The 18,037-nt window shown below is 59.9% G+C and carries 14 protein-coding genes and 3 pseudogenes; 10 read left to right on the top strand and 7 right to left on the bottom strand.

Features of this window, described 5'->3' with window-relative positions:
* Window positions 1-476 precede the first annotated feature (476 nt).
* Window positions 477-782: a hypothetical protein gene (locus tag IVB32_RS03010; RefSeq protein ID WP_247368575.1), complete on the top strand. Its 306-nt coding sequence runs from the start codon at window positions 477-479 to the stop codon at window positions 780-782.
* Window positions 783-874: 92 nt separating this feature from the next.
* On the opposite strand, the pseudogene IVB32_RS03005 reads toward IVB32_RS03010, so the two are convergent.
* From IVB32_RS03005 to IVB32_RS02990, 4 genes and pseudogenes are all read right to left on the bottom strand, one after another.
* Window positions 875-1,143: pseudogene (locus IVB32_RS03005) on the bottom strand (hypothetical protein).
* A gap of 125 nt (window positions 1,144-1,268) precedes the next feature.
* Complete coding sequence (locus tag IVB32_RS03000) at window positions 1,269-1,991, bottom strand: SOS response-associated peptidase family protein (RefSeq protein ID WP_247368577.1); 723 nt, start codon at window positions 1,989-1,991, stop codon at window positions 1,269-1,271.
* Between the two features lies 1 nt (window position 1,992).
* Window positions 1,993-2,442, bottom strand: a complete 450-nt coding sequence (locus IVB32_RS02995) for a hypothetical protein (protein WP_247368579.1) — start codon at window positions 2,440-2,442, stop codon at window positions 1,993-1,995.
* An 11-nt stretch (window positions 2,443-2,453) separates the two neighbouring features.
* Window positions 2,454-2,864: a hypothetical protein gene (locus IVB32_RS02990; protein ID WP_247368581.1), complete on the bottom strand. Its 411-nt coding sequence runs from the start codon at window positions 2,862-2,864 to the stop codon at window positions 2,454-2,456.
* Between the two features lie 141 nt (window positions 2,865-3,005).
* Here IVB32_RS02990 and IVB32_RS02985 point away from each other — a divergent pair.
* From IVB32_RS02985 to IVB32_RS02960, 6 genes and pseudogenes are all read left to right on the top strand, one after another.
* Window positions 3,006-3,928: pseudogene (locus tag IVB32_RS02985) on the top strand (Ku protein).
* Between the two features lie 92 nt (window positions 3,929-4,020).
* Window positions 4,021-4,155, top strand: a pseudogene (locus IVB32_RS02980) (daunorubicin C-13 ketoreductase); the annotation flags it as partial.
* A 1,749-nt stretch (window positions 4,156-5,904) separates the two neighbouring features.
* Window positions 5,905-8,040, top strand: a complete 2,136-nt coding sequence (locus IVB32_RS02975; RefSeq protein WP_247368583.1) for an alpha/beta hydrolase fold domain-containing protein — start codon at window positions 5,905-5,907, stop codon at window positions 8,038-8,040.
* Between the two features lie 80 nt (window positions 8,041-8,120).
* Window positions 8,121-9,335, top strand: a complete 1,215-nt coding sequence (locus tag IVB32_RS02970; protein WP_247409720.1) for an ABC transporter substrate-binding protein — start codon at window positions 8,121-8,123, stop codon at window positions 9,333-9,335.
* A gap of 145 nt (window positions 9,336-9,480) precedes the next feature.
* Complete coding sequence (locus IVB32_RS02965; RefSeq protein ID WP_247368587.1) at window positions 9,481-11,175, top strand: long-chain fatty acid--CoA ligase; 1,695 nt, start codon at window positions 9,481-9,483, stop codon at window positions 11,173-11,175.
* 229 nt (window positions 11,176-11,404) lie between these two features.
* Window positions 11,405-12,109, top strand: coding sequence for a TetR family transcriptional regulator (locus IVB32_RS02960; protein WP_247409719.1), 705 nt, complete (start codon window positions 11,405-11,407; stop codon window positions 12,107-12,109).
* Window positions 12,110-12,458: 349 nt separating this feature from the next.
* Here IVB32_RS02960 and IVB32_RS02955 read toward each other — a convergent pair whose 3' ends face one another.
* The 3 genes from IVB32_RS02955 to IVB32_RS02945 all read right to left on the bottom strand — a co-directional run bounded on the left by IVB32_RS02955 (window position 12,459) and on the right by IVB32_RS02945 (window position 14,724).
* Window positions 12,459-13,406 (bottom strand): tripartite tricarboxylate transporter substrate binding protein, encoded by a 948-nt coding sequence (locus IVB32_RS02955; protein ID WP_346348217.1) that lies wholly within the window; start codon window positions 13,404-13,406, stop codon window positions 12,459-12,461.
* Entirely contained in the window at window positions 13,372-13,689 is a 318-nt protein-coding gene (locus IVB32_RS02950; protein ID WP_247368597.1) for a hypothetical protein, read from the bottom strand. The genes IVB32_RS02955 and IVB32_RS02950 overlap by 35 nt, the downstream gene beginning before the upstream one ends.
* A gap of 84 nt (window positions 13,690-13,773) precedes the next feature.
* Window positions 13,774-14,724, bottom strand: coding sequence for a LysR family transcriptional regulator (locus tag IVB32_RS02945; protein ID WP_247368645.1), 951 nt, complete (start codon window positions 14,722-14,724; stop codon window positions 13,774-13,776).
* Window positions 14,725-14,901: 177 nt separating this feature from the next.
* On the opposite strand from IVB32_RS02945, the gene IVB32_RS02940 reads away from it, so the two are divergent.
* The 3 genes from IVB32_RS02940 (at window position 14,902) to IVB32_RS02930 (ending at window position 17,943) form a co-directional block, all read left to right on the top strand.
* On the top strand, window positions 14,902-15,519 hold the full coding sequence (locus IVB32_RS02940) for a UbiX family flavin prenyltransferase (RefSeq protein WP_247368647.1): 618 nt from the start codon (window positions 14,902-14,904) through the stop codon (window positions 15,517-15,519).
* A gap of 32 nt (window positions 15,520-15,551) precedes the next feature.
* The gene (locus tag IVB32_RS02935; protein WP_247368600.1) at window positions 15,552-16,973 is read left to right on the top strand and encodes a UbiD family decarboxylase; all 1,422 of its coding nucleotides are present in this window, start codon (window positions 15,552-15,554) and stop codon (window positions 16,971-16,973) included.
* Between the two features lie 130 nt (window positions 16,974-17,103).
* The gene (locus tag IVB32_RS02930) at window positions 17,104-17,943 is read left to right on the top strand and encodes a helix-turn-helix transcriptional regulator (RefSeq protein WP_247368602.1); all 840 of its coding nucleotides are present in this window, start codon (window positions 17,104-17,106) and stop codon (window positions 17,941-17,943) included.
* Window positions 17,944-18,037: the final 94 nt, after the last annotated feature.

The following is an 18,037-nucleotide window of genomic DNA, read 5'->3' as shown; positions in this document are numbered from 1 at the left end:
TTCTCATGTCCTGGGAAGGGGAAGGGGAAGGGGAAGGGGAAGGGGAAGGGGAAGGAAGGCAGGTGCAGGGCAGGCAGGATGGGCGATGGGCGATATAAATGAACACCGCAGATCATTTCATTGGTCGCTGCGCGATTTGTCGGATGGGCAGAAAGTCGGCGAGGTCGCAGCTGGACGAAATTTGAGGTGTTGTGTTGTGGCCGTTTGCGGCTCCGCCACTGTGCAGGATAGCCCACGATCTTGAGGCCAAGTCGCCCCGCATAGTACCTGCAAGCTGTGCTCAAGAGCGCAATCTTGAGTTGATTGAAGCCAATTTGAGCCAGCGAGCTTCCACTCGGCCGGGCCCCCTCACCTCATGCCGGCGATCACAATCTCGTGATGGAACCGCGAGATTCCAATTTTGGCGGTCGGAATCCCCTATATTGTAAGGGCGAACAGCGCAGGAGCGCGCCAAGGCCCCTATAACAGGAGCCGTTATGGCCGACTTCGACTCATTCTTCAATACTATCAACGCCTTGCAGGAATCCGATCTGACTGATCGAGATCGCCTGGAGGCCACGCCCGGACAAGCTCTCCAAGAGAGGGCAGTCGGCGGCACGAACACGGCTGCAAGTTCCATTCATGGGGGCAGCACAACCGATACGCGAGTTGTGGCTAACTTGGGCTCGGCTTCACAGCTCCATGGTGGCGCGCAATCCCTTGCCGATCCGGTGGCCGGCGTCGGAGCTGTCGACGTCATTATGTCCGATAGTGGCGAGGTCGAGATTCGGCGTGCGGTTTGACCCGAGATCTGCGCCAAAGGTTGCCCCGACCAACCCCGCTGGCAGGCTTCCTCTACGTCTAACCCCCACGCCGACGTCGGCGCGTCGCAACGTCAGAGGTCCTCGGGCGGACAATCCGGACAGGTATCCCCGATCGAATCCAGCCATCCCGAAGCCCCGCGAGGGCTTCCAACGAAGACAAGCCAACCGGCGGATCGTGCCTGGCGATATCCAATGCGCGCTCGCGGGCATGAGGATCGGTACGGTCCTGCACCCAGCCGTGCTCCTCGCACTCGCGGATGGCACCGGTTTCCTGCAGCACCGAGATCGCCCAGCCGCGGAGCGCCCGCATGGCCGGCTGCTTCTCTTTCGTCGTCAGCATAGAGATCGCTCCTACGGGACGAATCCTTCTGCCCCGCGCTCGTTCCCGGCGGTTAGCACGGGGCCGGGATTCGAAATCGGCAGGGCTGCGGCTTGTCCGCCCGTTCCGCCTCACTATGCACAAGGCTATGCGTCCGGATCTTCCCTCTCGCCCGTCGCGACGATCTTCAAGGCGCCGTCCTGAAGGGGGCGCTGCAGGGCCTTGGCTTCGTCCCAGGGGGCGCGCAGCCAGGCATCGTACTCCTCGATCGTAGTCAGGATTACAGGCATCGCCTTGGGGTGAACGCGCTTCACCTCCGCGTTCGGCTCGCAGGTGAGGAAGCCGAAAATGTCGGTGGTCACCACGCCTTCCTTTGCCTTGCGCACGGATGTCCAGTTGGTCCAGAGACCAGCGAACGCGAGCAGCGGCCGGCTCTTGTCCGGCGCGAACCACACCGGCACCTTTTTGCCGTCAATGGTGTCGTACTCGCTGAAGCTGCTGAACGGCACTAGGCAGCGGTGCTCTGGTCCGAGCCAGCGCTTCCAGTGAGCGCTGTTGACGTTGCGGATGTTAGTGGTGCCGCTGTCGGGCTCCATCCGAAGGAGTTCCTTGAAATCGATCGGCTTGCCTTTGGCCTCGAGTTTCTCGGCCCGCTTCTTGGTGGCATCCATCAGCGCTTTCGAGGAGGATGGCATGCCCCAGCGCGCCATGACGATTTCCCGTCCCTCACCACCGTTGCGGACGATCGGCGCCGGGTAATCGGGAAAGATGCCAGGCATCGAGGGCAGATTGCCGACGTGGCTGTTAAGCGCGCCGAACAGCCGCCGGATCGCATCGACATTCTTTGTCATGGAGTAGAGGTTGCACATCTCAGGTCTCCGGATCGCCCTGGCGCGGGTGTGGCCTCAACTGCAGCAGCGTGGCGGGCGATCGGCGCCCGGCCTTAGCACATTTGCTGCAGCGCAGACGGCGGGCCAGGTCGTGGACGAGCGTGGTTGGCGGGTGGCGCAGCGCGGCGAGATCGACGTCCCGCTTTGTCCTGCAGCGCGAGCACTCGATCTCGAGACATGGATAACCGCCGTTGATGGCCTGGTCCACGGATGGCGACGGATCGATCGGGCCACCATCGGCCCACATCCTCTCGTTCCAGGACTCGCACGACAGCTTGTCGGCCGCGCGGATCAGGGCCTCGCCTTTGGCCCTGGCTTCGGCGGACTGCGAGGCCAGGATGCTCGTCATCGCACGCGCGCGGCCGAGCTCCTTGGCGAGAGCCTTGCGGTCTCCTCCGGACAGCGGCGTGCCGTGGTACTTCGGAGCCATTCGCCTAGCGGCTATGACAGGTCGAAGGTCGGCCAACAGCCGTCTTCCTCATGGCGCCCGGTCCGTTGCGTGCAGGTATTGTCGAGCAGCCGCTGACCGACATCCCTCCAGATGGCTTCCGGACCGTAGAGCCGAGTGGCATCCGCCTTCTGGATCTCGACGATCCTGCCGCAGCGCCGGCAAACCACCCTCGGGAGGTGTCCGCGAATTCGGCTTAGCCGCAGCAGCGGTCCGGACGCGCTGGGTTCCGGGCTGATCGCATCGACGCGAGGGTCCTCCAGCAGTGCCTGCCAGTATTCCGGCGGCAGATCGTCCCCGGGGTCCGGTCCGTGGCCGGCGGGGACCTTCCTGCCGATGGCAGCGGCCATTTTTTCCATTTGCTTGGGTGTCGGCATGCGCCAGCTCGCGGGGCGATCGGTCATGCTTCACTAGAACATAACCAGAACACAAGAGTCGAGTCCGGCGCTTGAAAAATCACGCCGATGGACGACCCGCGGTGTCGGAACCATGGTCGGCCGATCGTCTTGAATCCACCCACCTGCATTTTTTGGAGTACCGCGTTCATGGCCCCGCGCGCCAACTGGAAAGGCTTCCTGCGTCTTTCGCTCGTCACCTGTCCGGTCGCGCTGTACCCGGCGACGTCGGAGAGCGAGAAGATCTCATTCAACCAGCTCAATCGGCAGACCGGTCATCGGATCAAGTACCTCAAGGTCGACGCCGACACCGGCGACGAGGTGCCCAGCGAGGACATCGTCAAGGGCTACCAGCTCGATAAGGACCAATTCATTGAGGTCACGAAGGAGGAGTTGGAGGAGCTCGCGCTGGAGTCCACCAGGACCATCGAGATCGATGAGTTCGTCGACAGGCCGACATTGATCCCCGCTACCTGATCCGGCCCTACTACATAAGGCCTGACGGCAAGGTCGGCCACGACGCCTTTGCCGTGATCCGCGAGACCATTCGCGAGATGAACAAGGTCGCGATCGGGCGGGTGGTGCTGACCAACCGCGAGCACATCATCGCGCTCGAGCCAATGGACAGGGGCCTGGTCGGCACGCTGCTGCGCTACCCTTACGAGGTGCGCAGCGAGCAGGAGTATTTCGACGAGATCCAGGACGTCAAGGTCACCAAGGATATGCTGGATCTCGCCCGGCACATTGTGAACCAGAAGGGGGGCAACTTCGAGCCGGGAAAGTTTGTGGACCATTATGAGACCGCGCTAATCGAGCTCATCAACCAGAAGCGCGCCGGCACGCCGATCACGCCGAAGGAGAAGCCGGCAGCCACAAACGTGGTCGACCTGATGGAGGCGCTTCGCCGATCAGTCGGCAAGGAGGCCGCGCCTGCGAAGGCAGGCCAGCCGGCCAAGAAGCCGCGGAAGGCTGCTGCGGGCCAGAAGGAGATGCTGATGTCGATTACCGCCAAGAAGCCGAAGCAAGCGGCGGCGAAGAAGACGGTCGCCAAGCCGCAGCGAAAGTCCGCGTAGGTCATCGCGCCCGGCAGAACAGGGGTGTTCTTCAGATTGCATCAGAGAACGTCGGCAGGAGCAGCGCATGGCGACCGTATTCATTAGCGCTGCGCGCCGCCGGGATCGTGATCGGTGACGTCCGTAGTGCCGACCAGACCAGGAGTATCGCGGACCAGGTCAACGGGATCGGTCGCATGGATGCGATAATTCACAACGCCGGGGTCTACACCGAGGGAAGCCGCGGTGTCGCGCGAGCCGGTGTGGTTTCGACAGCCGCCGGACTATTGCTTCCCGCGTGCCAGCAAGGTCCAAACTGGTGACGTGCCGTCCCAGCGCCGAAGCCGCCCGTAGAAACGCACCCGAACCCCGGCCACTTTCAGCCGCTCGACCACGAGATGCAGTGCGATCACGTCGCCCTCTGCCAGCTCCACGCAATCGCGCTTGCGAGACCACACCGCCCCCGGGAAGCGAAACAGGTTGTGCTTCAGCCATCGGCCGCCCCGCTCGGATAGCGGTTGTAGGTCTACGTGTACGCCGTTCCGAGGCCGCAGGCCGACATCCGGCCGGCGGAGCAAATTCGCGATCCAACCCACTAAATTCGGCTCCTAAATCGCAACAGTCTTTTCGGTGCACTCGCAAGCAGTGCACAGGCCACGTTAACGACGCAAGCCAAATGACCCGAGAGAAACTCCGCCGTGCTCGGGAGCAGATCGCGGCGGCGAAGACACTGCTTCAGCACAAGGTCCGAATATCTGGCACCCTGAGCTTCCAGAACAATATGAATCTCGTCCGCTGCTCCCGCTTTCAGCGGAATGGCTGAAACAAGAAACCAAGCAGCTGCCGATCTGTGGGCATGCAACAAGCCCGTGGTCGTTATGGACGCAATTGGTTCGTCGGACGGACTGCTTGCTATCTTTCGGTGCTCCGGCGGCAGCACACGGTTGTGGAGATCGGGAGTGCGCGGCCCCAGATGGCGGCCTTCTGCCGAGGTTCACGCGCGCGGGTCTTCCTCTCTTCTAGTGAGGCGCCACCAGCTGCCATGCTGAATCCCACGACGCAAAGAGCTGCCAGGACGAAAGTGCTATGGCGATCTCTGCGCCGTGGTGGTCGCCTTTGGCCTCAATGGCGGACGAGCCTCGAGTGCATACCGATCAGCATTGTGTAGGCAAGCCGTCGCCAAATCAGGTTCATCAGGACTAGCATCTTGACGGAGCGGCAACCCCGCCGGTTCAAGCTGACGGTTTTTCTTGCCGTGACGTGCGTGCTCGATTTAAGCTCGGTTCATTGCCCGGTGCGCGGCCGGCCATTCTGCCTCAGTCGAAATGATAACCGGCGCACCGGCCACTGGCCTCGCCGCTATTCGCGATCATTATCTCGAACCGCCGCATGTTCGTGAGATCGTCAACAGAGCACCATTCTTCGTCCAGCAGCATGGCCACACCTTGAATGCAGCATTCACCGTGTACCCGTCATGGCGTGCGCGGTCATCTGAGGCCAACGCCGTCGCGGCCATCAAGAAATTTCGCGAGGAACTCACCGCTAAGTTCGGTCTTGCAAACGCTCCGTTTAAGAGTCGCGACCTATGAGCGCGATTTCGGTGGTGTTCTCGGGCGGGTCACCAACCTCTCTCGTCATCGCATGAGACGTTGCCCCAAGCCTTTGCAGTTTGTGAATGCAGCGCGCCTCTGAGCGGGGCTTGAGGGGGCAGATTGGCCTCGTGGCGGGTATCACCGCGATACCGGGGAAGATCCGTTGCGCCCCCGGATGGTAGGCGCTGTCTCCGATTGCCAGCATCACTGTATGGCGCGTGAACCTCTGATCCGCACGTTTTCTTAGCAAGAACAATTAGTTGGATCGACAGAGACGATATCGTGCGTCCGGATTGGTCAAACGGTGATTCAGCGGATCCCGCTTGACGCAGTTGCCGGACTGACGGTACTTACGAACATTCGTTAGTAACCGATCAACGGCCAGCAGTTGGAGGGAGACGACCGATGCGGATGATTATCGTGGGAGCCGGAATTGCCGGCATGACTGCAGCCATTGCGCTTCATCAGAAGGGGCACGACGTCCTCGTCCTGGAGCAGGCGACAGCGCTCAAGGAGATCGGCGCCGGTATTCAGATTGCCGCCAATGCTACGCTGGTCCTCCGCGAGCTAGGCCTTGAAAAAGACGTTGCAAACGTCAGCGTGATTCCGCAGTCGTACGAGATGCGGGATATCAGCACCGGTAAGCTGTTAAACTTGTCACCGCTTGGCGATCTCGGAACCAGGCATTGGGGCGCGCCGCTGTACAATATTCATCGCGCCGACCTTCTTGATCTATTAGCGAGCGCCGTTCCATCGGGAACATTGAGATTCGGTGCGCAAGTCGCTGGCTTTGAGCAAGACGACGACGGTGTGACCGTTCGCCTCGCTTCGGGCGAGCAAGTGCGCGGCGATATTCTGATCGGTGCGGACGGTATCCATTCCGTAATCCGAAAACAGTTGCGGGGCGCGGAGCCGACGCAGTTTTCGAACATCTTGATGTGGCGAGCGCTGATCCCCGCGGAAAAGTTGCGTGATGTTCATCTCGAAGAGAAGGGAAATTACTGGCTTGGGCCGGGGCGCACGCTGATCACCTACTGGGTGCGGCCGAACAATCTCTACAGCATTCTGGCCTCGGTACCCGCTGCGGAGGTCCAACGCGAATCTTGGACCGAAAGCGGCGACATTGAAGACCTGCGACGATCCTTTTCCGACATCGAGCCGAGGGCGCGGAAGATGATGGAGCAGATCGAATCTGGCTTTATCACGGGCATGTACTACCGCGATCCAATCGACCGTTGGACGTATGGGCGCGTGACGCTGATGGGGGATGCCGCGCATCCTATGGTGCCTTTCCTGGCGCAAGGTGCTGCGCAAGGCATCGAGGACGCCTGGACTATGGCGACGGTGCTGGAAAAGGCCTCGAAGAAAGACGTTCCAACTGCGCTTCAGGAATACGAGCAACGCCGCCGTCCACGGACAACGCGTGTGCAAGCAGGCGCTCGTGCGATGGTGAAACTCACCCACGAAACGGAGCCTGATCGCATTCGAGCAAGGAATGGACGCTGGAAGGGTATGCAGCACATCGATCCCATGACGGAGACAACATGGGGATTTGTCTGGGGATATGATGTGTTGAAGGCCGTCAAGCTGCCTGCCGGCGAAGTTTTGGGATTGTCGGCCACCAAGGAAGGCAAGAGCCTGAAGCGGCCGGAGAGCCAGCGCGCGTTTTCTCTTTGGAAAAATGCGTTCTCGCCGGAGCAAGTTGCGCGTGGGCATGACGGGCTTCGAGAAGGATACGAGGAATTTCTGGCGACGAATTTTCCCCTCAGTAAGGAGGTTGGGGTCGAGTCCCTTGAGTTGCATGGCGTCCCGTCGCTGCGTGTGCATGCGTTGAGGAAGCGCGCAAACGCGCCGACCGTTCTGCATTTTCATGGTGGGGGCTACGTGCTCGGTTCAGCGCGCGGATCGCTTGAATATGCGCATCGGCTCGCGGAAGCCGTCGGTGGTACGTCCATTGCCGTGGATTATCGGCTGGCGCCGGATCATCCGTACCCAGCTGCGATAGACGATGCGCTCGACGCATATCGCGGCCTTGTTAATAGCGGCGTTCCGGCGTCTTCCATCATCCTCAGCGGAGAATCGTCCGGCGGCGGACTCGCGCTTGCGTTGGCGCTGGCGCTGAAGACCGCAGGAACTCCGTTGCCGGCCGGCATCATCGGCGTGTGCCCCTTCGTCGATCTTACTTTGCGCGGACCGAGCGTATCCCAGTTCGCCGGAGATGATCCCGCCGCAAATCGCGACATGCTCACATATCTCGGCGCTTCCTATTTCCAGGGGCATGAGCCCACAGACCCTATGGTCTCTCCTCTTTACGGCGATCTCGCCGGGCTTCCGCCGCTGTTCCTGACCGCGAGCGAAGGGGAGGTGCTGCTGAGCGATACAACTCGCTTGATCGAGCGTGCACAGAAGGCCGGAGTCGATGTGACGTCGCGGATCGTGGATGATTCCGTGCATGTCTACACAATCTTTCCGTTCCTGCCGGAGACCGCCTCGACAATGAAGGCGATTGGGGAATGGATCGAAGGAAGTTTTAATCGATAAGCCTGGATGCGAAGTCAGGCTCGCTTCGGTGTGGCCTCACCTCGTTGAAAGACCAATCACGAAATGAGGAGGAGAATTCTATGGGGATTGCCAGGGGATTAATGCTCGCGTCCGCTCTCGGAGTGATGTTCACGGGAGGCCTGCAAGCGCAGCGACTGGGTATTTCAAACGACGTCGTGAAGATCGGCATCCTCGGCGATATGTCTGGTGTCTTTCAGGATCTCAGCGGGGCAAGCTCGGTAGTCGCGGCGCGCATGGCCATTGATGATTTCGTCAAGAATGAAGAACCTCCATTCAGGGTCGAACTGGTCGTATCCGATCATCAGAACAAGCCGGATATCGCGATGACCCGCGTTCGCGAGTGGTATGATGTCGACGGTGTCGATATGGTCACGGATTCGATCAATTCAGCAGTTGCTTTGGCGGTATCGGGACTTACGCGCGAAAAAAATCGCGTCCTGATGGTCACTGGTGCAGGAACCGTCAGTTTGATCAACGAGCAATGCTCGCCAAATACTGTGCTTTATACCTGGGACACCTACGGAATCTCCCGCGCTCTGGCCGGGTCCATCACGCGCTCAGGTAACAAGAACTGGTATTTCCTGTCCGTTGACTATGCGCTGGGTCAGGCGATCGAGAAGGATGCGACCAAAGCGATCATCGCTGCGGGTGGCAAGGTCATCGGGTCGCGGAAGCATTCGACCGGAACCTCTGATTTTTCGTCATTCGTGCTGAGCGCTCAAAGCTCGGGAGCGGATGTGATCGGATTGGCAAATGCGGGCGGCGATCTGATCAACGCGGTTAAGGCGGCGCGCGAGTTCGGGGTTTCCCAGACACTTGCCCCGATGGCCGCGACGCTGATGGACGTGCATGCGATCGGATTGGAAGCCGCGCAAGGCATGGTTCTCGTGGAGGGATTCTATTGGAATCGTAACGATGAGTCGCGGGCGTGGAGTCAGCGTTTCTTCAAGGAGCGCAATAGAATGCCGATCATGCTCCAGGCCGGCCTCTATTCCGCCATCACGACTTACCTGAAGGCGGTCAAGGAGACCGGGACAGACGAAGCGAAGACGGTGCTTAATCACATGAAGACAATGGCGATCAATGATGTTTTCGCTAAGGGAGGGCGGATTCGTGAGGACGGTCGCATGGTCTACGACATGTACGTCCTGGACGTGAAGAAACCCGCGGCATCCAACGGCGAATGGGACGATCTCAACGTTCGCGAAACAGTATCCGGGGCGGACGTCTATCAGCCGCTTTCCGAGTCAAAGTGCCCGCTGGTGCACAAATGACCAGAGTTGGCGGCGTGGGCTGACCGGAAGGCTACGGATGTAGCTAAGAGGATTCTCGCCAACGATGCTGTGATAGCTACACCCCGGAAACCGCGCCGCTGTTGAGCGACTGTTCGAATTCTCGTCTGGACTAAAGGTTGGCAAAATGCAGCGTGATAAGCGATCGTTAACGGCCTGGCCAAAGCGGCTGCCGGCGGCAGTTGAGCCTCCCGCCACCTCGTTGTGGGACAATCTGGCCGTCAATGCGCGCCGATATCCGGATCGGACAGCATTGGCTTTCCTGGGCGGTAACATCAGCTATCAGCAGCTGAAGCAGACCTCTGAGCGATTGGCTGGCCGTTTGCATGCGCTTGGCGTTCGGCGGGGAGACCGCGTCCTCGTGGTGATGCAGAACTGCCCTCAACTCGTGATCGCGCACTTTGCAATTGCCCGAGCAAACGCCGTTGTTGTGCCTGTCAATCCGATGAATCGAGCGGAAGAACTGCGTCACTACATCACGGATGCGCAAGCAAAGGTGGCGATTACGACAGCGGATTTGGCCGGGGAGCTAGCCGCTGCGAGCAATGGCATCGAATCCGGCAGTCATCTGGAGCATCTGATCCTCAGTCACTTCGCCGATGTGTTCAGTGAAGACGAGCAATTGGCGATACCGCAAGGGTGGCGGGACTGGCTAACGGCGCGGCATCCTTCGCCGAACCTCGCTCGCGGCAACGTCGTCCAATGGCGTGATGCAGTGCAGACAGATGACGCGCCCGGCGAACTGCTCATCAATTGCGATGACCTCGCGCTTCTTCCGTATACCAGCGGGACCACCGGTCTGCCGAAGGGGTGTATGCTGCCTCATTCGAACGTCATGCACAACGCCATAACGATGTCGTTCTGGACCAACGGCACGCCGGAAATGGTGAGTCTCGCGGTTTTGCCCTTGTTTCATATTACGGGCATCGTGTGCGTAATGCACGCCTCGATCTTCTCGGGCGGAACGATGGTCATCATGCCGCGGTGGGATCGCGAAGTGGCCGGCCAACTCATTTCGCAGTACGGTGTGAGCCACTGGACGTCGATTCCCACCATGATCATCGATCTGTTGGCCAGTCCCCGTCTCGATAGCTACGACCTATCCAGCCTCGTCTATATCGGGGGCGGCGGTGCGGCGATGCCTCAGACCATCGCCGAACGCCTGCTTGATCAATTTGGGCTGCAATTCGTTGAAGGGTATGGTCTCACCGAGTCATCAGCGGTTACGCTGATGAACCCGTGCGACACGCCAAAGCTGCAATGCCTGGGTATCCCCTTTATGAGCGTCGACGCGCGAATCATAGATCTCGATAGCGGGCTTGAGGTAGCCGACGGGGAGCAAGGCGAAATCGTCGTACATGGTCCGCAGATTTTTCGAGGGTACTGGAAGCGCGAAGACGCCACCAAAGAGGCGTTTACGACAATCGGCGGGAAGCGGTTTCTGCGTACGGGAGATATCGGATATAAGGATCAGGATGGCTATTTCTTCATCACGGATCGCCTCAAGCGCATGATCAACGCGTCGGGGTACAAGATATGGCCTGCCGAGATCGAGGCGCTCATGTTCCGACATCCGGGAGTTCAGGAAGTTTGCATCATCAGTTCAACGGACACTTACCGGGGCGAAACAGTGAAAGCCCTTGTCGTGCGCAAGCCGTCGCATGGGGATCTCACCGCGCAAAGCCTGATTGAATGGTGCCGCACCCAAGTCAGCGCGTACAAAGTTCCTCGGATTGTCGAGTTTGTAGTTGGGTTGCCAAAGAACGCCTCGGGCAAGGTGATGTGGCGCTTTCTGCAGGAAGCCGAATCCGCGAATAGATAATCGTCTCTAACAGTTCGCCCGGAGATGATCACCGGGGTTGAATTATGTACTTCTGAATCGTCGTTGCAGGTGCGGCGCGTCTAGGCTGTATCTACTATCCGCCTGGAGGATCGATGCGCTTGGCAGTTCGGCATGGTTCGGCCAACTCTTTTGCTGAGGTCGATTGGTCGTGTGGAGCAAGACGTAGATGAGCCGGACAGTAATGAAGCGGACTCGAACAGGAGCGCTAGTGCCAACTGACGGAGCAGCCCTCAGTTATCTTGGCGAGGCAATCGACGAGGCAGCCATTGTTCAGCTGCCGGAATCTTCTGCTGGCCGGGCACGTATTCGCATTCTCCTGGCCGCCATAGCGTTGTTTGCTGAACGAGGTTACGAGACCTGCAGTATGCGCACAATTGCCAGCGCTGTCGATCTGCGTGCGCCGACGCTTTACAATTACTACCCTTCAAAGGAGGCTTTGCTCGTAGCAGCGATTGATTTCGGTATCGATAATTTCTTCTCATGCGTCCTCAAAGATATCGATCAAATAGGGCGAGGCCAACGCTTGTTCGAAATCGCTCGGCGTCATGTGGGTTATAAGTTACGTCATCAGGTGATCGCTCGGGCCAATGATCGGCTCATTGATCCTCAATTTGGGAAGCTGTTTCTTTCCGAAGATGAGCGAAAACACTTTGGCAGGCGTCTCGACGATTACAGATACAAGATACACGGTTTGGTTACGGACTTCGTCGGTGAAAACGATCCAGTCGATCCAATGTTCGTCACGCTTTCCATTATGAACCAATGGGATCGTTCGGCCTATTGGTACAACCCTGAGGGAAGGCTATCACATGCGGAAACGCTGGAGCAGATATTGATATTGACACGCCGTCTTTTGAATGTAGATCTCGATGGACAAAGCAAGGGCCTCCCTAAATCCAAGCGCCAACGTTGACCCCGATCAACGGGAATAGATTGATGCGCTTTTCGCTCACGAATAACACAGCTATTCGCGAGAACGCAGGCTGCTGATGAAGCGCGCAGCCTAGTGCCGATAATTGTCCTGCGCGGATACCTTAGTTGAGATCAGCATGGTTGGAAGCTCCGCCGGAGGAATTCCTGCAGAGCCACCGATCACTTGTTGTTAGATAACCCAGAGATACCAATCTCATGGATGTTCGGCAGATCACTTAGTTCATGCTCGTTCATGAAGAGAAAAGCGTCAGCAGGGCGGCACCAAGGCAAAGGTCGCTCAGCCGGCGGTGGGTAGCGCCGCCGCCCCAGGCCGCTATCAACTGCCGCGTTCACATTGGTTCAATTCCGATCTTTCTGATGATCGCGGCCCATTTGGCACTTTCCGACGCCATGAAGTTTCTGAGTTCTTCCGGGCCGAGGACAAGCGGTTCGGCGCCTTGCTCGACGAAGAGGGTGCGCACCTTGGGATCATTCATGGCCTCCACCACAGCGGCATAAAGCTTGTCGATCACGGTCTTGTTAGTGTTGGCCGGCGCGAGCAGGGCAAGCCAGGCAGAGCTTTCGTAGTCCGGAAGGCCTGCCTCGGCAGCCGTCGGGATGCCGGGTAGCGCAGTCATGCGCTTGCTGCTGGCAACCGCGAGCGCCCGCGCATCGCCGTTCCTGATCAGGCCGATCACGTTGGGCAGAAGCTGGAATCCGAGCGGCACCTGGCCGGAGAGGAAGTCCGGCGTGTAGTTGGAAATGTTGCGATAGGAGACGTGTGTGAGTTCGGTGCCGGTGAGTTGCTCGAAATAGGCGCCGGCCAGATGCTGTGACGAACCGACCCCGACCGTGCCATAGTTCAGTTCCTTGGGATGTGTCTTTGCGTATTCGATCAATTCGCGAAGCGATTTCGGCGGAAGTTTCGAATTGATGACCACGACGTTCGGCAGGACCGCGAACAGGCCAATCGGCGCGAGATCCTTCAGTGGATCGTAGCCGAGGTCCCTGAACAACGACTTATTCGCGGCCAGAGGCCCGGAGGTGCTCATCAACAGCGTATAGCCGTCCGGTGCGGCATGCGCGGCTGCCGCAGTGCCGATATTTCCGCCGGCGCCGGGGCGATTGTCGACCACGAAAGTCTGCCCCAGCGATGTGGCCATCCTGTTGAGCAGGATACGCGTGATCACGTCGCTGGCGCTGCCTCCGGCAAAAGGCACGTACACCTGGATCGGTCGACTGGGATAATCGGTGGGTTGCGCTTCAGCGGAGGGCGCCCGCGCGACCGCAAGGATCACAGCCGCGCATATGGACAGGAGCGATCTCCGGGCGCTCCTGAAGCCTTCTGCATGCCGCGCCGAACACCTTGTGGTCCTGCTGCAACCAAGCCTTCCCATGTTCGGACTCCATCTTTCGACTGCCTTCTTGAATTGCAGTCTGTTGGAATTCGCCCAGATATCCGGGAGCTAGGATGGCGCGAGGCACCGCGGCCGCGGCCTCGACGTTCGCCTGGAAAACTTGTCCCGCCACGAATTCTGCGCTTGCGGCGAAAACGTAATCAGGCGGGAATATAACCGTCATGCCGGTTCGTCTCGAAACTTACCAACCGGTCTCATTCTGAGCTACGGCGCGACATCCTTCCGAGTGGGTTCGGCGAATCCAAGTCTAGGAGGTAGTTCGTCTGCGAAGCTGTTGGCGCGAGCCGCTAGAAGGCGACCCCACGAGCGTCCGTACCGAAGCCGCAGCCTCCGCCAGATCATGGCTGATAATGTCAAGCACGGCCCTTGCAGCGACGGATACCGCCCTTCGCGGATGATGAACCCAGGCAATCGAGCGAACGATTTTTTGTTCGTCGAAGCGATGGGCTCGGATGGTCCCGGCCGAAAGGGACTGCCGCAGCGCGATGGTCGGCAAAACCGTTGCAAAATCGGTGGTCGCGAGCACGTCGCACAGAGCTGGCAGGGTGTCGAGCTCCAGCCGCGGTCTCAGGTCGATGCCGAGCGCGGCAGCGTGCTCGTCGAGGATCAGTCTCAAGCCATGCCGTTTCGAGGGCAACACCAGATCGAAATCAGCGATGCGATCGAAGCGCAGTCTTGCCGGTGGCTTGATCGGTCCCTCTTTCCGGCAGGCCAAGACCATTTCCTCGTCCATCACGTGATGCGCGGCGAGGGAAGTCCGCCGGCGCGGTACGTTGATGAGCGCGAAATCGAGTTGGCCGGTGTTGACCCAATCGACCAGCGTTTCGGTGTAGCCTTCACAGGCGGACAGAGTGATCTCGGGGTATCGGCTGGCAACGGTTGCCGATGACCTTGCCATGATGCTTTGCGCGACCGAGGTGATGAGGCCGACAGACACCCGGCCCGAGATGCGTCCGCCGAGTTGCGCCATCTCCTGCTGCGCGTGCTCGGCATCGCGCACGATCGGCGCCGTCAAACGCAGCAGCGTCTCGCCCGCGCTGGTCAGCGTCATCCCCTGAACGCTGCGGTCGAACAGCTTCTGGCCAAGCTCGGCCTCGAGCTTGGCGATCTGCATGCTCAGCGCGGGTTGCACGATGTTGAGCTGGCGTGCCGCGCGGGTGACGCTCTTTTCTTCGGCCAGGCACAGGAAATATTGCATCTGCCTGATTTCCACGGCGTTCTCCTCGTTCGGCGGATGAAGCAATCATTTCAGGTGATCGATACCATAATCAATCATTATTTGTGCTGATGATGGCCACTGCCTAGTCTTGTCCATCGGTTGCGCGGCTCGGTCATGGGCCCCCCGAACGCCAATCATGGGAGCGGAATGACAAACATGCAGGCCACGCCCAAGCGGCTCATCATCGGTGTTTCGGGTGCATCGGGCGTCACTTATGGCGTGCGCATGCTGCAATTGTTGCGCAACGCCGGCGTCGAGACACATCTGGTGATGTCGAAGACCGCCGAACTGACTTTCGCCTATGAGACGGACCTGAAGATCGCGGAGGTGAGGGGGCTTGCCAATGTCAGCCATGCGATCGATGACATGGCTGCCCCGATATCGAGCGGCTCGTTCCGCACCGCCGGCATGATCGTAGCACCTTGCTCGATGCGTTCGATGTCCGAAATTGCATCTGGCGTGACCACTACGCTGCTGACCCGCGCCGCCGACGTCGTGCTCAAGGAGCGTCGACGCCTGGTGCTCATGGTGCGCGAAACCCCGCTGCACACCGGCCATCTGCGCACGATGACGGCATTGTCCGAGATGGGCGCAATCGTCGCGCCGCCGGTGCCCGCGTTCTATGCCAAGCCTGAGAACCTGGAAGAGATGGTCGATCATACCGTTGGCCGCGTGCTCGACCTGTTCGACGTGGATGTCGGCATCGTGCGCCGCTGGGGCGAGGACGATGCGCTGAAGCATCGTCCGCGAGCGGTGCGCAAGATCGTTCCCTGACGATTGTGACGACTTGAGGAAAGACCAGTCATATGCGAACTGAACACATGGTAAGGCAAGAGGCTAATCCTCCTTCCGATCTGCGAGCATGGCTTACCCATCTTATCGGACGTGGCAGGCTCGCGATTGCTCGCGAAGGCATTGGCCTCGTCGACGAACTGGCCGCGGTCGCCAAGCGCCTTGAGCGCGACCGTGCCGTGTTGTTTCCGCGTCCCGGCGGACACGAGATTCCAATCGTCGCCAATCTGTTTACCGGTCGTGACTGGGTCGCTGACGCCATCGGGGTCAGCGAGGATCAATTGCTGTCGCGATTTCTAGCGGCCGCGCGCGAGCCGCTGCCGACCCATGAAGTGGCAAGCGGGCTAGTGCAGGAGGTCGTCCATGGCAACGTCGATTTGCTCCGCCAGCTTCCGATTCCCAAGCACAACGAGCGCGACAGCGGGCCGTATATCACGGCCGGCTTGCTGATCGCACGCAATCCCGAAACCGGCGTCCAGAACGTCTCGATACACCGCTGCCAGATTAGCGGCCCGAACCGTATCGGCGTCCTGCTGCTTCCGCGCCACACGCTCTCCTACTATCGCATCGCTGAAAAGAAGGGGGAGGCGCTTGAAATCGCGATCGTCATCGGCGCTCATCCGGTCCTGCTGCTTGCCTCGCAGGCGATTGCGGCGTTGGACGAGGACGAAATGGCGATTGCCGGTGCGCTGCTGGGCAAACCCGTGGACGTCGTGAAATGCCGGACCAATTCGGTGCGCGTTCCCGCGCACGCGGAAATCGTGATCGAAGGACGAATCCTGCCCGGTGTGCGCGAGCCGGAGGGACCATTCGGCGAATTTCCTCAATATTACGGTCCCCGTGCCAATCGCGAGGTGATCGAGGTGGACGCGATCACGCATCGAGCGCAGCCCATCTTCCACACCATCGTCGGCGGTGGCTACGAGCACCTCATCCTCGGCGGCGTTCCACGAGAGGCGACCCTGCTCCAGCATCTGCGGCGCAGCTTTCCCAATGTGCTCGATGTCCGCCTCACGCGCGGTGGCACGTGCCGCTACCATCTCGCGATCAAGATTGACAAGACCAATGATGGCGAGCCGAAGAACGTCATGATGTCGGCGTTCGGGGCCCATTACGACGTCAAACAGGTGGTCGTGGTGGACAAGGACGTCGACATCAGCAGCACCGACGAGATCGAATGGGCGGTCGCCACGCGCTTCCAGGCAGACCGGGATTTGCTGGTCGTTGCCGGCGCCCTCGGCTCCAAGCTGGATCCGACATCGAACGATGGTATTAGCGCAAAAATGGGCCTCGACGCGACAGCGCCCATCGATGCGCCCGAGCTCGCCTTCAAGCGGATACGTGTGAAGGGTGAGGACCAGGTCGATCTGGCCGCGGCTCTGCAAGCCGATCCGAACGCCGCCTTCGCGCGAATTCTGGCAGAGGTCCGGTCGTGATCCAATTGCCGCAGCATGACTGCATCTTGAATCTATCCGCACGAATAGCGTCGGTTCCAGATCCCAGTTATACTGGCGCTTCCGAAACCAGATCATTCCGGATCGCAATGCCTCAAGGGAAGTCCTCCTGATGTCTACGGCCCTGCGCATCGCTCACGGTGCTTTCGGCAGGGTCGCTCTGCTCGACATGGACCGTTCGCTGGTCCGTCACGCCCATCATCACTGCCATGTCCTGCTCAAGGTCGAAGGCGCCGACACGCAGTTCCTGGTTGGCGACCGGGTCTATCCGCTTACGGACACGGCCGCCGTGCTCGTCGACGGGTGGAAGCCGCACGCCTACGTGCATGACGTCAACCGGCCGCGAACCCTTATCCTGGCGCTCTATATAGAGCCTGAATGGCTAAAGGAGTTCCGGCCGGGATGGGCCGCCAGCGGCGCGCCCGGGTTCTTCGAGCAACCGTCGGGCGAGATTTCTCCGCGCATTCGCCAGCTTACGCTGCGCCTCGCGGCCGATATGATGGCGCATCCGGACGCCCTGTGCGCCCATGAGCAGACGTTGTCGGATCTCATGATTGCGGTGATCGAGCGGTTCACGCCCTGGCGCAGTTTTTCAAACTCGATCCGGGGCATGAGCGCGGTGAGCTGCGACTGGCGGATCCGACGCGCGATGGATGCCATGCGTAGCAGGGATTCCTACGCGAGCGTCGATCAGTTCGTGAGGGGAGCAGGCCTCTCGCGTGCGCAGTTCTTCCGCCTGTTCGAGACCTCGCTCGGAGTCTCGCCAAAACTCTATCTCAATGTCGTGCGGATGGAACGGGCACTGGACGCGGTGATGCGCGAGGACACCCCGCTCGGTGAGCTCAGCGAGCGCTTCGGGTTTCCCGAGCCCGCGCACTTCACGCGCTTCTTCCGTGATCATGCCGGCGTTAGCCCGCGCGAATTCCGCAACGTCTCGCGTCTTGCGAGCTGATTTGCGGCGGCTGCTCCTTCAAATGAGACGATTTGGTAAGTCCTGAGAGCGGGCGGTATGGCCCTGCACCCTCAGTCCTGACAAGTGTCTGCGT

This window comes from Bradyrhizobium sp. 23 (assembly GCF_023073295.1).
Lineage (GTDB): Bacteria > Pseudomonadota > Alphaproteobacteria > Rhizobiales > Xanthobacteraceae > Bradyrhizobium > Bradyrhizobium canariense_D.
Note: the sequence above shows the minus strand (reverse complement) of the source record. Positions and strands in the feature narration are given on the sequence as shown.